This is a genomic window from Reichenbachiella faecimaris (assembly GCF_900176375.1).
In the GTDB taxonomy this organism is placed as follows: Bacteria; Bacteroidota; Bacteroidia; order Cytophagales; family Cyclobacteriaceae; genus Reichenbachiella; species Reichenbachiella faecimaris.
Genome location: NZ_FWYF01000002.1, coordinates 561,148 through 576,086, shown reverse-complemented (window position 1 = coordinate 576,086; position 14,939 = coordinate 561,148). Strand labels below are relative to the sequence as shown.

Annotated in this window: 10 protein-coding genes; 6 read left to right on the top strand and 4 right to left on the bottom strand. The window is 41.6% G+C overall.

Annotation, left to right across the window (positions count from 1 at the left end):
- Positions 1-29: 29 nt before the first annotated feature.
- Positions 30-4,025: a DUF2341 domain-containing protein gene (locus tag B9A58_RS10305; RefSeq protein ID WP_084372763.1), complete on the bottom strand. Its 3,996-nt coding sequence runs from the start codon at positions 4,023-4,025 to the stop codon at positions 30-32.
- A 144-nt stretch (positions 4,026-4,169) separates the two neighbouring features.
- Here B9A58_RS10305 and B9A58_RS10300 point away from each other — a divergent pair, with 144 nt between their 5' ends.
- The 4 genes from B9A58_RS10300 (at position 4,170) to B9A58_RS10285 (ending at position 9,622) form a co-directional block, all read left to right on the top strand.
- Positions 4,170-4,349: a VOC family protein gene (locus B9A58_RS10300; RefSeq protein WP_084372762.1), complete on the top strand. Its 180-nt coding sequence runs from the start codon at positions 4,170-4,172 to the stop codon at positions 4,347-4,349.
- On the top strand, positions 4,325-5,179 hold the full coding sequence (locus tag B9A58_RS10295) for a maleylpyruvate isomerase N-terminal domain-containing protein (protein ID WP_084372761.1): 855 nt from the start codon (positions 4,325-4,327) through the stop codon (positions 5,177-5,179). The genes B9A58_RS10300 and B9A58_RS10295 overlap by 25 nt, the downstream gene beginning before the upstream one ends.
- A gap of 53 nt (positions 5,180-5,232) precedes the next feature.
- Positions 5,233-6,156 (top strand): polysaccharide deacetylase family protein, encoded by a 924-nt coding sequence (locus B9A58_RS10290; protein WP_139793831.1) that lies wholly within the window; start codon positions 5,233-5,235, stop codon positions 6,154-6,156.
- A gap of 112 nt (positions 6,157-6,268) precedes the next feature.
- On the top strand, positions 6,269-9,622 hold the full coding sequence (locus tag B9A58_RS10285; protein ID WP_084372760.1) for an amidohydrolase family protein: 3,354 nt from the start codon (positions 6,269-6,271) through the stop codon (positions 9,620-9,622).
- 223 nt (positions 9,623-9,845) lie between these two features.
- On the opposite strand, the gene B9A58_RS10280 is transcribed toward B9A58_RS10285, so the two are convergent.
- On the bottom strand, positions 9,846-10,274 hold the full coding sequence (locus tag B9A58_RS10280) for an SRPBCC family protein (RefSeq protein ID WP_139793830.1): 429 nt from the start codon (positions 10,272-10,274) through the stop codon (positions 9,846-9,848).
- 73 nt (positions 10,275-10,347) lie between these two features.
- Here B9A58_RS10280 and B9A58_RS10275 point away from each other — a divergent pair, with 73 nt between their 5' ends.
- Both B9A58_RS10275 and B9A58_RS10270 read left to right on the top strand, forming a co-directional pair.
- On the top strand, positions 10,348-10,722 hold the full coding sequence (locus tag B9A58_RS10275; protein WP_084372758.1) for a YrdB family protein: 375 nt from the start codon (positions 10,348-10,350) through the stop codon (positions 10,720-10,722).
- 53 nt (positions 10,723-10,775) lie between these two features.
- Positions 10,776-11,675, top strand: a complete 900-nt coding sequence (locus B9A58_RS10270) for an NAD(P)/FAD-dependent oxidoreductase (protein WP_084372757.1) — start codon at positions 10,776-10,778, stop codon at positions 11,673-11,675.
- Positions 11,676-11,677: 2 nt separating this feature from the next.
- On the opposite strand, the gene B9A58_RS10265 is transcribed toward B9A58_RS10270, so the two are convergent.
- Together B9A58_RS10265 and B9A58_RS10260 are read right to left on the bottom strand one after the other, a co-directional pair.
- Positions 11,678-13,171 carry a sensor histidine kinase gene (locus tag B9A58_RS10265; protein ID WP_084372756.1) on the bottom strand — a complete coding sequence of 498 codons (1,494 nt, stop codon included), beginning with the start codon at positions 13,169-13,171 and terminating at the stop codon, positions 11,678-11,680.
- 122 nt (positions 13,172-13,293) lie between these two features.
- Entirely contained in the window at positions 13,294-14,886 is a 1,593-nt protein-coding gene (locus B9A58_RS10260; RefSeq protein ID WP_084372755.1) for a helix-turn-helix transcriptional regulator, read from the bottom strand.
- Positions 14,887-14,939 lie beyond the last annotated feature (53 nt).

Sequence of the window (14,939 nt, the reverse complement as noted above, 5' to 3'; positions counted from 1 at the left end):
GAGGCAGAAGGCCTTGCCTGCGGGTCTTTTTAATTTCTAACCAGCTTTTGGGTACTGCTATGAGACCCACTCATTGCTTTGAGTATATAGTAGCCACTCTGTATATGCGATAGGTCAAAAGCCATTGATTTGTTTTTCTTGCTAAAACTTTGTGCCCAAACGATCTTACCACTCATATCTATCAATTCAAGCTCAACGGGTCGATCCAAATCAAATTTTGTCATGATTTGAAAGGTACCTGAACTTGGGTTTGGATAGACCAAAAAAGCAGCAATCTGGAAAGATGAATATTCTACTCTGATAATATCACTATAGGCATAGTCACCATTGTAGTCAATTTGTTTTAATCTATAATAGTTAGTCCCTTCCACAGGCTGGTTGTCACTAAATTGATAAGCTTGTTGGTCATTGGAAGTACCTGCTCCAGAAACAACACCTCTGGTCACAAACGTTAGGGCGTTCGCCGAATATTCAATTTCAAACCTATCATTGTTCAATTCAGTAGCTGTCTGCCAATACAATTCAACTGCATCTTGGTATTGACTGCCTTTAAATTGTAATAGCTCAACTGGCAAGACAGAATCATCAGAGCCTACACCAAAAGGGTAGAAATTAGCGATACCAGTAGCAGATAAAACATAAGGATCTGCTTGTCCACTGACATCTGTGCCCAAAATACCATTCCACGTTCCGCCATTATATTGAGAAGGATAAGCATTGCCACTTACAAAGTCGCCTGTTTGGTCTGCACCATTCCACTGGAGAGATACAGTGACATCCAGGCCAGCCCCGAAAGTTGGTGTAATTTGCCAGGTTTTATTTACTACCTTATAGGTGATGGGTGTTCCAGAGCAAGCCCCATTGGTATAAACTCCTTGACAAACATAGGCGCAGAAGTCATCAATGTTGCCAGCTGTGTTGTTTAAAGTTGCAGGAGTGTAGCTCGTACTACTGGTGCCAATCGGAAATAAAACGTCTCCAGTTCTTCCGCCAGACCCAATACCATTTTGGGTGAGACAAGAACTACTGGTAGTTACGAAAAAGGAGGAGGCAGATCCCCCAACAATTGATCCAGTAGCCGTTATGGTCATTGAGTTGTCATTGAGTTGTACGATACCAGAGGTAAGTGTCAGTTCGTTGGTAACGTCCAAATTTTTGTTTAGGATGATCTCCCCATCGGGCTTATTGACTTCCATATCGAAAAAGGACAATGCTCCCACTCCTTTTATATTTTGCTCACCACTTCCGCTGAAAATCACGGCTCCATTGTTGGCATTAAAGGCCCCATCATTCTTAAAATCTCCCGTCACATTTAGATCAAAACCATTTAGATCCATGCTTGCGCCAGATGCTATGTTGATATAGTTAGCCGTTCGATTTTGATCTACAACAGGATAAAAGCCTAGACTGCCAGGAACTATGATATCATCCGTGCTGGATGGCACGCTACAAGTAGACCAGTTATTTGCGTCATTCCAATCTGTACTGCCAGCTCCTCCTGTCCATACAAATTCAGAAACTTCACTATCCAAGGAGTAAAATGTGGATGGTGAACTCTGATTGTTAAATTGGGTTTTCAACCATTCAGAAGACCTCGCTACACTCGAAATTCTAAACTCATCCATATATCCGTCGAATTCGGCACCATTATATCGGCCTAGTTCCAAGGCAAAGGCGGTAGTATTAATTTCACCAGATATTACATCAAACAAAACACCATCATAATACACGCTGGTGGATGTGGCAGCATTGTCGTAAGTTAAAGTCACATGCCTCCAGTTGTTTGTAGAAGAGACAAATGTGAAGTCATCATCATTGGCGTCAGTCTCTACCTCAAAGTTTTCTGATGAGTTATTGAGTAAATGAAGTGAAAAGTCATTGTTGCCTGGATCACCTGCTTGAAATATCCCTTCATTTGCTCCAAAAGTTTGCGTAAAAATCCAGCACTCATAGGTTCTGCCACCTGTCCCATTCACCTGAGGAGCAGTACCAAAAGTAACATAGTCATCACCTCCATCGAATTCAATGGCCTGACCTATTTGTCCATTCAGACGGGTATCAGAGGCAAAGTTGGTGCTGGTACCATCATCGCCATTGGCTGTGCGGTCTACTTGCAGCCCTGAGGCCGAGGGATCATTGTTTAGATGAAAAACACCATTGTAGTTGTTTGACCAAGTATCAGTATTTGATTGATCACCACTTGCATACCCACATTCGCCATAGTACATGAAGATCTCAGTGTTTGCATCGCAATACAAAGTCGGGATTTTAACCCATGCTACGAGGTCGCCATTGGTTCCATCATACCTTTCGAGATCATGGCTCAGTTGTGTATTGCTGGCGTCAGTGAAAATAATGTCATAGCCGTTTGCATCTTGGACTTTGCCATTGGCTTGCTGCAAGTTTGCATCTCCAGTAATATTGATGAGCAAGGGATAATCTGTAAGACTTGAAGTGCATTCAACTTGCGTATGATCCACTGATATTATGGTTCTATAGGCATGAGTTCCATTGAATGTAGCACGTACAGTTACTTGGGCAGTAGTAGAATAGGCATCACATCCATCTAGTGTTGACTTCACCCTAAAAAATGTGGTTTGGGTCAGGCTGCCTGTACTCAGTGTTGCAGCGTTTTCACTACTGATATCTGAAAAAGCGGAGTTATCTGTAGAGCTCTGCCATTGTAGTGCTGCAGTGATGTCGTAAGCGCTTAGTGTTATTGTAGTGCTCTCATTTATGTCCAACTGGCTATTGGTTGCAGTAGCCGTTCCACCTTCCAATGGATATTCCTGCTCTCCCACGGCATAGAAGTTGGATGGGTCATCCACATTGTTGTATGTGGTGATGATCCAGTCAGTGGATCGAGCGACGGTTGATATTCGAATTTCGTCCATGGCTCCTTTGAAAAACCGCTCATTACCTACTCTTCTACCAAAAAATAAATCTGCAGTGGTAGTGGCGATGTTTCCATAGGGATAGGGGTCGCAAGTGGCGGTTGATCTGGAAAAAGTCTGCAAGGAGCCATCAATGAGGGTTCTCAAATTGGTCGCATCAAGACCATCATCATCAGAACCATCATAACTCATAACAAAATAGTGCCAGTCAGCATCTGACGCATAGGCGTCATCGTAGCGATAGTGTCCGTTATTGCCGCAGACATCATTATAATTCCAACCGTCATTGTTGGTGTTGGCTTCGGAAGAGGTAATCCGTCTGTTAATGGCGTTGTCGCTATTTTGTGTGCCAAACATGAATCTTTCTGTGTTTGTGCCTGGAGATTTTATCACAAACGGAGCGTCTTCGGGCGACGGATAATACATGCGCGCCCAAACCTCAATAGTAAGTTGATCTGAAGTGATATCTATAGAAGCGGAATGAGGAATTTCGATATAAGAGATATCATTGGTTCCATCATTACCTACATTATTAAAGCTTCTGGCGTTTGAGACCACTCCAGCTATAGAAGTGGTTGTTGTGTTTTCTGTATAAGTATCAGAGCCAGGGTTTCCCAGATACATGGTTTCATCATTGTCGTTGACTGTGGCGTCCAACACCTGATTTCCAGTGGCTTCATTTAAGTGCCAAACGCCTAGATAATTACTGTCCCATACGTTTTCGGGATTGGCATAAGCACTGGCTGCACTGTTTCCGTAATAGAGATAAAGGGTAGTATTGTCGTCATAGTCTAGAGAGGGAACTTCTACCCAAATGACTAATTGACCAGTACTGGCGACAAAAGTTTCAATTTCAATATCTAATTCTGTGTGAGTGTTATCTGTAATTCGAATATCATCTCCGTTGGCATTTTCAACATTTCCATCATTAGCTATGGTGCGAAGGTCATTATCTATGATAGAGATCAGAACAGGAAATTCGCTAAGATTGGAAGAGCCACTCACCTGAGTTGCATCTACTGTTACACTCTTTCTATAACAATAGTCTGCAAGCCACTGTGCGTGGACTTCATTTATGGACAGACCCAGCCATATACACAGGGGCAGAACCCTGAACATATTAATTCTCATTGTGCTACTATTATGCCCTAAAAATTCGTTGAAATAGCTGGTATCTGGCGGGTTGGGTACTCAATTATGAAACTAAATATACTACAATCCTGAATAAGAATGAAAATTTCATTTTTTATTCAAGATTGTAGTTATACTATATTTATGACAAAGAACTCCTTAATCATGATCATTCCTTATTTAGTTTTTCCTACCCAAGAATTGAAAATAAAGGTATTTAATCAATTGGCAGAAGAGGGCCAGGTATTGTTTCCCTTGGACGAACATTTTGGCATGCTCAAAGATAAATATGGCATGCAATGGATGATGGTGCACAAGGACTAAAGAAAATCATGATTGATATACGCACACTTTTTAGACCATTGGATTCAAGGTTGACGGAGTTATTGGAGTCCTTGACTTCAGACGATTGGCATGCACAGACTGTTGCCAAACAATGGAAAGTAAAGGATGTAGTCTCGCACCTTTTGGATGGGAACCTAAGAGTACTTTCCATGCAGCGCGACAAATACTTTGGGGAGCAGCCTCCTAAGATAGATAGTTATGTGGGGTTGGTAAAATGGTTGAATCAATTGAACGCAGACTGGGTACAAGCCTCTAAAAGATTGAGTCCAGTAGTGTTAAAACTTTTGCATCAGACAACTGGGCCTTTAGTGACTGATTACTACGAAAGCTTGGATTTAAGTGACGAGGCCATTTTTGCTGTGAACTGGGCGGGTGAGTCTAAGAGTCTCAACTGGATGCACTTGGCGAGAGAGTACACAGAAAAGTGGCACCATCAGCAGCAGATTAGAGAGGCTGTGGGTGTGGATGGCATTTTGACACGTGAGTTTTTTTATCCGTGTATGGATATCTTTTTCCTTGCCTTGCCATATACTTTTAAATCAGTGAAGGCTGACGAAGGAATCGTAATTCAAACAACTATTTCATCTGATGCTGGAGGAAGTTGGTTTTTGAAAAAGGGGACAGAGGGTTGGCAATTGATAGATCAACCCCATGATGCCTCTGACGTTCTTGTTGAGATACCTATTGAAATTTCTTGGAAGCTATTTACCAAAAGCTTGCGTCCTCATGATATAAGACATGAAGTGAAAATTTCTGGTGATATAAACCTAGGCCAAAAAGTGTTGGAAATGGTTTCTGTCATGGCCTGATATCAAACTCATATTTTATTAAACTTGTTGTTCAGAAATTAACCATCCTTAGTATGCACTTTTCATTGAGTCTATTCACATCTTTTCTACTGATTACCTTTAACCTAAAGTCACAACCAAAGCAAGTATGTCTATCAGTAGATGACTTGACGGTAGTAAATTATGGTATAAATGACACTACTTTCACTTATGGCATTACGCGCAGTCTGATCCATACGTTCAAAAAATATCAGATTCCAGCGATTGGTTATGTGAATGAAAGAAAAGTTTACACCAAAGACACGCTGGATATGACCAAAGTGAAGCATCTCGAACTATGGGCAGGTAATGGCTATGACCTAGGCAATCATACCTATGCTCATCTGAGCTATCACAACACCCCATTTGATGAGTATACAGCAGGAATACTCAGAGGGGAACAAGTGACCAGACCACTACTCAAAAAATATGGCAAGAAGCTCAAGTATTTCAGACACCCCTATCTGCAAGTGGGCCTGACCCAATCAGCTTATGATTCTTTAAATCAATTTTTAGCTGATCACAACTATATCGTGGCACCTATCACTATAGACAATTCTGATTGGCGTTTTGCCAAAGCCTATAGTGATGCTTATAAGAAAGGAGATGTAGTTTTGATGGAAAAAATTGGAGAGGCTTATGTGGAGTATATGGAGCAAGTATTGGTTTATTATGAAAACCAATCTATTAAGCTTTTTGGTCGTGTGATTGCCCAGACTTTACTTACCCATGCAAGTTATCTCAATGCCCAGTATTTAGATGAGGTCATGCAAAAGTATGTGGCGCACGGTTATCAATTTGTTTCACAAGAAGAAGCCTTAAAGGAAACAGCATATCAGACAGAAGTAACATATTTTGATAATTGGGGGATTTCATGGATCCACAGGTGGGCATTGAGTCAAGGTAAGCCAAAAGAATTTTTTAAGGATGAGCCAACCGTACCAGAATTTATCCAATAACTCTCCTTATTGAGGTCAATACCATAAGTTCAATCAATTTTACCGTCCATAACATCAGATTTGGAGATCGTGAAGGAAAGAGGCATTTTTATCGAAACCAAAATTCTCAACAATGTTTCTAAAAACCACTTCTCTAGGCACAATGGTTTTGTGTCTCACACTAAACTTGCAGGCCTTTACTTTCCAATCAGACACCGTCAAATCTGACACAGTCAAAAAAGCAACTAAGGAACTGCCCTTAGAACCCACTAGAAAAATAGAGTTCACAACAAACCAAGGCACATGGATTTCTTTGGATGTGAGCCCAGATGGGCAAACGATTGTATTTGATATGTTAGGAGATTTGTATCTATTACCAATCGCTGGAGGGAAAGCTGATACACTGACTTCAGGCATGCCTTATGACACGCACCCAAGATTCAGTCCTGATGGAAAATCTATAGCTTTTATATCTGACAAGAGCGGAAGTGAAAACCTCTGGCGCATTGATTTGGAATCTAGAGAACAGAAACAAATCACCAAGGGTAGCAGCAGTAGCATGCAATCTGCCGACTGGACACCTGATGGCAATTATTTGGTGGTATCCAAAGGTGGCGCTTTGGCTTTGAGACAAACCAAGCTTTGGTTGTATCACAAAGATGGTGGAGGTGGCGCTCAGCTCATTGATGAACCTAAAGAAATGAAAACCGTAGAGCCAGCTATAACACCAGACGGAAGATATATTTGGTATTCCCAAAGACATAGAGGGTGGCACTACAATGCGCAGTTGCCGCAATACCAGTTGGTAGTTTACGACCGTGAAACTGACGAGTCTGAGGTCATAACAGATCGCTATGGCTCAGCCTTTACACCTACTATCTCACCTAATGGTAAGTGGTTGGTCTACGGGACCAGGTTTGAAACTAAAACAGGTCTAATACTTAGAGATTTAAAAAGTGGAGAAGAGCGCTGGCTGGCTTATCCCGTGCAGAGAGATGAACAGGAATCCATTGCGACCATGGATGTTTTGCCAGGTATGTCTTTTACTCCAGACAATCAGTACTTGGTGACTTCCTATGGTGGAAAAATTTATAAGGTGCCTGTGGCTGGAGGAGATGCAGTTGAAATCCCATTTTCAGTGGATGTTCAATTGGACTTAGGCCCAGAGCTAGATTTTGATTACCCAATTTCTGATGATCCACAATTTATCGCAAGACAAATCAGGGATGCTAAACTTTCGCCAGATGGATCAAAGTTAGCTTTTTCAGTTTTGGACAAACTCTATGTCATGGATTATCCGTCTGGAACCCCTAGAAGACTTACCAAATCTACAGAGTCTGAAGGATACCCAGCCTGGTCACCAGATAGCAAGTGGATCGCCTATACCACCTGGAAAAAAGGAGGTGGAAACTTGAACAAAGTAAATGTACAGGGCAAACCAAAACCTGTAAAACTGACTGCTACTACTGGTGTGTACATGGAGCCCGCCTGGTCTAAATCTGGCCGCATTGTATTCATTCAGGGGCCAGCACAGAAATTTGATGATGCTTATAGTCCGTTTCATAGAGGCATAGATGCAGAGATTGCATGGGTGCCAGCAAGTGGAGGAAAAACAACTGTAATTGACAGAACCAAGGGTAGGTTCACTCCACATTTTACGAATGTCAATGACCGCATCTATTTCACCAATTATGAAAAAGGATTGGTTTCTATTCGTTGGGATGGAACGGATGCCAAAGAACACTTGACTGTCACTGGTATTACTACTTTCGGAGCAAAGGATCCATCTAAAGCAGAAATGATTCGTTTGTCGCCGAATGGGCAGGAGGCCTTGGTACAAATTAATAATGATGTTTATGTAGTAACCGTGCCCTATAAAGGAGGAAAGACGATAGAAATATCAGTGGCAAAACCAGCTGATGCGGAATTCCCGGCACGACAAGTGACCAGCATGGGAGGGCATTTTGCTACTTGGAATGCTGGTGGTAAGAAGGTTCATTTCACTTTGGGGAATGCTTTTTTTGATTATGATATTCCAGAAGCGATTGCCTTTGTAGATAGTTTGAAGGCGGCAAAAAAGGCTGAAGCAGAAGAAAAGAAAAAGAAGAAAGAGGAAGGCGAGGAAGTAGACAAGGATAAAGAAGAAAAGAAAGAGGAGGAAGACAAGGAGGAGCCCATGTATGAAGCGGCTGAGGTTCGTGTAAAAGTAATGATTGATCGCGATATTCCTAAAGGCTCTCTATTGTTGCAAAACGCCAGAATCATCACGATGAAAGGAGATGAGGTCATTGAAAAAGGAGACATTCTTATTAGCAACAATCGGATCAAGGCGATTGGTCAATCAGGGTCGCTTACAGTCCCATCAGGAACCAAGACCATGGATTTGTCTGGAAAAACCATGGCACCTGGCTTTGTGGATACCCACGCACACATGTGGCCAGAGTGGGGAATTCATAAAGAACAGGTCTGGATGTATGCCGCCAATTTGGCCTATGGTGTTACCACCACAAGGGATCCACAAACAGGATCTGACGATGTTTTGACTTATGCAGATCATGTAAGAGCCAACAATATGGTAGGGCCGAGAATTTATTCGACAGGACCAGGTGTAGGCTTTTGGGCCAATAACATTCAAAGTTTGGCGCATGCAAGAAAGGTGTTGAAACAGTACAGTGAATACTACGATACCAAAACGATCAAAATGTATATCACAGGCAATCGCCAACAACGTCAATGGATCATACAGGCAGCCAAAGAGCAAAATCTAATGCCCACAACTGAAGGAGCATTGGATATGAAGCTGGACTTGACACAAATTACAGATGGTTTTCCAGGTCATGAACATAGCTTTCCAATCTACCCTTTATATAATGACGTCATCCAATTTGTAGCAAAAGCAGGCACCACTTACACACCTACTTTGTTGGTAGCTTATGGAGGCCCCTGGGGGGAAGAATATTTCTATGCCACTGAAGATGTGCACAACGACGAGAAGTTACAAAGGTTCAGTGCCCATGAAGAATTGGATCAAAAATCCAGAAGAAGGGGAGCGTGGTTTGTGAAAGAAGAACACATTTTTGAGCGTCATGCAGAATTTGTAAAAGACCTGGATGCAGCAGGAGGGTACCCTGCAGTGGGTAGTCATGGACAATTGCAGGGGCTGGGTTATCATTGGGAACTCTGGGCCATGCAAAGTGGAGGTATTTCATCACACGATATATTAAAAGCAGCTACCATTCATGGGGCAAGAGGTATTGGTCTGGACAATGATTTGGGTTCTCTAGAGTTAGGTAAGCTGGCGGATTTGGTGATTTTCGATAAGAACCCACTGGACGATATTAGAAATACCAATACGATTTATCAAGTGATGAAAAATGGTAGACTGTATACAGGTGATGAGCTCAATGAGGTGTATCCCGACAATAGGGAATTAGATAGATCCATTTGGGAAATAGACAAGCCTATAGGCGTACCAGGAATGAAATAGCAGCTAGGCTTCGTGTAAGAAATAAACTTACTTCTTACACGAAGTCAAATGAAGTTTCTCGTAACTGGTCAGCATTCTCCATTCTGGTACTTTGCCAGAAGTGCCGTACGGATTGGAGAGTTTCAAATTTTGATTGTTCGCATTCATCTCATGTTCTTTTAAGGTGATAGAAAAGGATGAAACAGTCTCAACGCAAATGATGATAAGACTGTTTCAAGATATTTTACCAAGGCTGACCTGATCCAGTTTCACAGTAGCTTACCAGGCTATTCACAAAGTGTTCCCATCCCTGTTTGGTCATTTCAAAGGGTTCTTGTCTAGCCCAGTTGTCGTCAAAGCCAGCATGAGAAAATACCACCTCACTACCACTATCCTTTGAAGCAATATCTGTGATAATTTTAGTGCCTATCCAAGCTGGGTTGGCATTGGTGGTACACTCCCAAATCACCTGACTAGCTGTGACCGAAATAGTTTTGAAGCCCATTTCTACAATAGTGCCTTGCTTGTCAAATTTGAGCAGAGAGTTTTCCCCTTCAGATTCGCCTACTTGACAATCCTTAGACCACCAGCCCGTAATACCCGTTTGCGTAGCCACGGCGTCTTTTATCGTTCGAGCAGTGGCGTTAATTTGTAACTTGTGTGTAATATCCATTTCTTGATTCTTTTTGTTTTCATGACTATGACGAACGAGTAAATGCACTTAGGACAATTATTAAATAAAAATTATGAGTACCCATCCAGTCAATCTGACGATTAGGTTTTTGCTTGAATTATCCGCTTTGTTTTCTCTTGGTCTCTGGGGAGCAAAATCTGCTGACGGATGGATTGGCTATCTGTTAGCAATAGGATTACCATTAGTATCGGCAGCAGTATGGGGTGTTTTTGCTGTACCTAACGACCCGAGTCGATCTGGCAAAGCACCAATACCTGTATCAGGAGCCATTCGATTGGTGATTGAGGGTTTCATTTTTGTAGCAGCTATTTGGTCTTTATTGGACTTGACCTTATCCATATACGCTTGGAGTTTGGGTGCTGTGAGTCTGGCTCACTACATTCTTTCTTATGATAGAATATTTTGGTTGATTAGGAAGGAGTCATAAATGCAACATTATTGCATTTATGACGTATCATTGTGAAAACTAAATCAAACGCAATGGACAAATCTTTTGAAGTTATCATCATTGGCGGTAGCTATGCTGGGCTATCAGCCGCACTTGCCCTAGGACGCTCACTTAGAAAAGTGCTAGTAATTGATGCAGGAAAGCCATGTAATCTACCTACACCACATGCTCACAATTTGCTCACGCAAGATGGCGTGGCACCAGATGAAATATCGGCTATTGCCAAATCTCAAGTAGAAAAATATAATACTGTTCAGTTCTATGAGGGCCTGGCCATTGGAGGAAATAAAATACCTGGAGGATTTACTATTACAACAGCGGATGGAATCATTTTTTCTGCCAAGAAATTAATTTTTGCAACAGGCTTAAAAGACATCATGCCAGACATTGAAGGGTTTGCCGAATGCTGGGGGCAATCAGTCGTGCACTGTCCATATTGCCATGGTTACGAAATCAGGCAGCTAAAAACAGGTATTGTTGCAAATGGTGAAAAAGCGCATCACTATGCCACTTTGATTTCGAACTGGACAGACGAGCTAACAGTCTTCACGCATGGCCCTTCTACTTTGACTGCAGATCAAACCAAACAAATTTCAAAACATGCTATTTCAATAGTTGAAACTCCAATAAAAAGAATTCAGCATGTAAATGGACAGGTGCAAGCAATAGTATTAGAAGATGATACCAAAGTAGAGCTTCGCGCGATCTATTCTGGGCCCGAATTTGTGCAGCACAGTAGAATTCCTGAGGAGTTGGGTTGCCAGTTGAATGAACAAGGCCTCATTCATGTTGATGGTTTTCAGTTGACAAGTGTACCGGGTGTATATGCCTGTGGAGACAATTCTACCATGAGATCACTTTCGTTGGCGGTTGCCTCAGGCACCAAGGCTGGCGTAGTGGTAAACAAAGACCTCATTGAGGAAGTATTTTAGACTCATGGATTGCCCTTTCCCTTTTTTAAGTCTCTATAAATACTCTGTTTTACTTCTTCAAAATCTTCTTGATATTCATCCAAATAGCCATGCTCTTCGAGCATGGCTGACATCTTTTTGGCAATGTCATCCATTTCCACTGTAGATTGTTCGACAAGATCTACAAAATGATCGTTCTCTTCCCTGGAGTTAGTGTATTTGAGCAAATTCGTAAGCCCCATAATTCTCGACAATGGGGCTCTCAATAAGTGAGAGTTCATAAATGACTGTTTGGCTAACAGTCGATTTTGCTCAGTGATATAATTGACATGCTCGACTTCTAGGGCTCGTTTTTCTTTTTTCAGCACGTTCATGCGATCACCCAGTGCAAAGGCAAACAGTACAGCTTCAATCGCAAAACCATAATAAAAGGACTGCTCAACAAAACTATTGTAGGGGATCACGCCATTGGTGGACAGAATAAAAAGCACCATACTGGAAATGGCAAATAACCAACCAGTGGCATAAAACTGGGCATTAGCCAGACCTTTGATCCAGACATAAACTGACGCACCCCAGAGATTCAAATTGAAAAGTAATGAAGCAATGGAAACAATCTTAGCCATAGTACCAATGGGTACCATGAGTGATGCATCCAAAACGGGCACAACTATTACCAGAATCAACATCAAAAAGATGATAATTTTAGCAAATCGTGGTGCAGTACGCCCTAAGTCTAAGTAGAGCAGGGCAAATAAACCACCAGACAGATAGCCAATACTTGTCCAGACGGTATAAAACGGCACGCCCTGCCACATCCATGCGGTACTGAAGAGCACATATCCGCCATGAAATGGAACTGCAAACAGTATAAAAAGTACATAGACTAAATAAGGAATGAAAACACGGTCTTTGGTCGAGACAAACAGAAATATGTTGTAAATAAAGATGCATAGCATGAAGGCTATGAATGCAACCGGAATGATTTCCTTTTGAATCAAATAACTTGTCATTTCTGACAATCCACCTGTTTTCAGTATATAGTTTCTATGTCTTCTGGCAGAAAGTCTAAGCAAGTAATCTCCCGTGCCAGTATTTGACAACGGGATGCCTAGCGTTCTAAACGGCAAGTATTCGGATGTTGCCTTGAGATGATCGTATGACGATAGGCGTCTGTATTTTCCTAATGAATCTTTGGTGTATAAGGCCGCTTGCCAAATGGTTGATTCATTTCCTGGACTGAGGTATTGGATTGTTTTTTCAGGCTGTATGTTGAAGGCCAGCCAGACTACTGAGTCAGTAATAGCAAAATTTACATGATCTGAATCGTTGGCTTTGAAAAATGAGTTCTCCAGTACACCTGAAGCTTGCTGTACATTGGCTTGTCCGTCTTCGTCTATCCAATAGGAAAACTCATAGATCGTTTTAACCTCTAAAGAGGTACTTCTTTTCTCATAAGCAGTCGTACCATACGACAGCGTCAAAGAAAAAAACAATAAGAATAATGTAATTTTCAAATGCTGGTAGAATCTCGTCCGAAACTAAAATAAAGCTATTTCAACAAAGAAGAGGGCAAGTAGAGGATATGTTTCGATTCTCTTAGGTAAATCCAATTGATCCCACCATGGATACTATGAGATTAAAGATGGACTGTCAAAAACTGGACAAGGTTGTCTTCAGTGTTCAAGCCTAATTTTTTTCTCAGGCGATGTCTGGCCGTTTTCACACTATCAGGCGAAATACCAAGAATGTGTGAAGATTCTTTCAAATTAAGATTTAGTCGAAGTAGTGCACAGAGTTTGATTTCAGCGTTGCCTAAATCGGGAAATTTAGCAGTGAGGTTCTTGAAAAAGTCTTCATGTACTTCTTCAAATCGCAACTTAAAGTTTTCCCATTCTTTGTCTGCCCTGTGATTGTCTTCTATCAGTCTTTTGATTTGTTTAATTTCTTTGGCTGATTCTGGCCCCATTATTTTTTGAAGTTCAGTCATTCGCACTTTCAGTTCGCCGAACAAGGTATTTTTTTGCACAAAATTGATAGCGTAGGAGGCCAGTTCACGTTTCTTGTGCTCAAGTTCTAAGGTCAATTCTCTTTCTCTGATCTTCGCGTTTCTTTTGGTTACTACATAAATCAATGCAGCTACCAAAATGGTAAAGAGCGCAATCATAATGGCAACAGTGTATCTGGTCTGCGTTTGTGCCTTTTCCTTTTCTAATACAGCAATCTGTCTCAGCCCCTTTTCATTTTTGTAGTTGAGTTCGAGTATTTCAAATTTTTTCTGTACCTGTAGCCCTCTGAGTTCTTTTTCCATTTCATACTCCTTGAGCAAATGAGCATAGGCTTTATCCATTTTACCAAACTCTGAATAGACCTCTTGAGCCATTCTGTGTACGGCCTGGAGGGTGTAGTCATTGTCTACCGAGTCAGCCGCCCATACAGCAGAGTCTATATAGGCATAGCAACTTTTTATATCATCATAACGGTAGTAGACATAGATCAAATTGGCGATCACGTCTGAGAGCATCACTCCGTCATCTCTCTCTAGTGCCAAGTCTTTGGCTTCAAGTATTAGGGATAAGCCCTCATCCAACAAAGAATCATACTCTGTCATGATCAGGCCCAGATTTAGCAGTATCAGGTTGGTGCCTCTTTTTTGATTTAATGCCTTCTTATAGGCCAAAGCTATTTTTCCATTGTAAAGTGCTGAATCAATGTTCTTAAAGTGATAGTAAATAGAAGATTTGTTGGTATAGACGGTAGAAATAAAGCTGGAATCACCCGCTTGGTAAGCATAATCCGCGGCTTTATTTATTGAGGTGATGGCATTCTCTTTTTCGTTCATGCTTTGGTAAACTACGGAAAGATCAGAGTAGACTTTGGCCAACCACTCATCATTTTTGAGCTCTTCAAAAATGGAAACGGCCTGAAGTAAATTCTGGATGGCCACAGGGAAATCCGAGAAAGCCATGGCTGATCCTATGACCTCGTGACCTCGTCCCTGGATGAAGTTGTCATTCAATTGCTGGCCTATTTCTAACAATTTTTCACCAATGTACTTTCTATTTTCAGGCTGAGAGTGACCGTACTCATCCGACAGCAAAAACAGTTGATCCACCTGTGATCTAAGGTCAGGAACAGTATCTGCCAAGGCTGATATACGCTCTTGTACTGGTTGAGCTTGAGTATTTGAAAGCCACAAGACCGTAAAGATGATTGAGGTGACAATTTTCATTTGTTTAAAATCGAGTACGGCGGCCAGTTGGATATAAGTTAAAACTAAGAAAA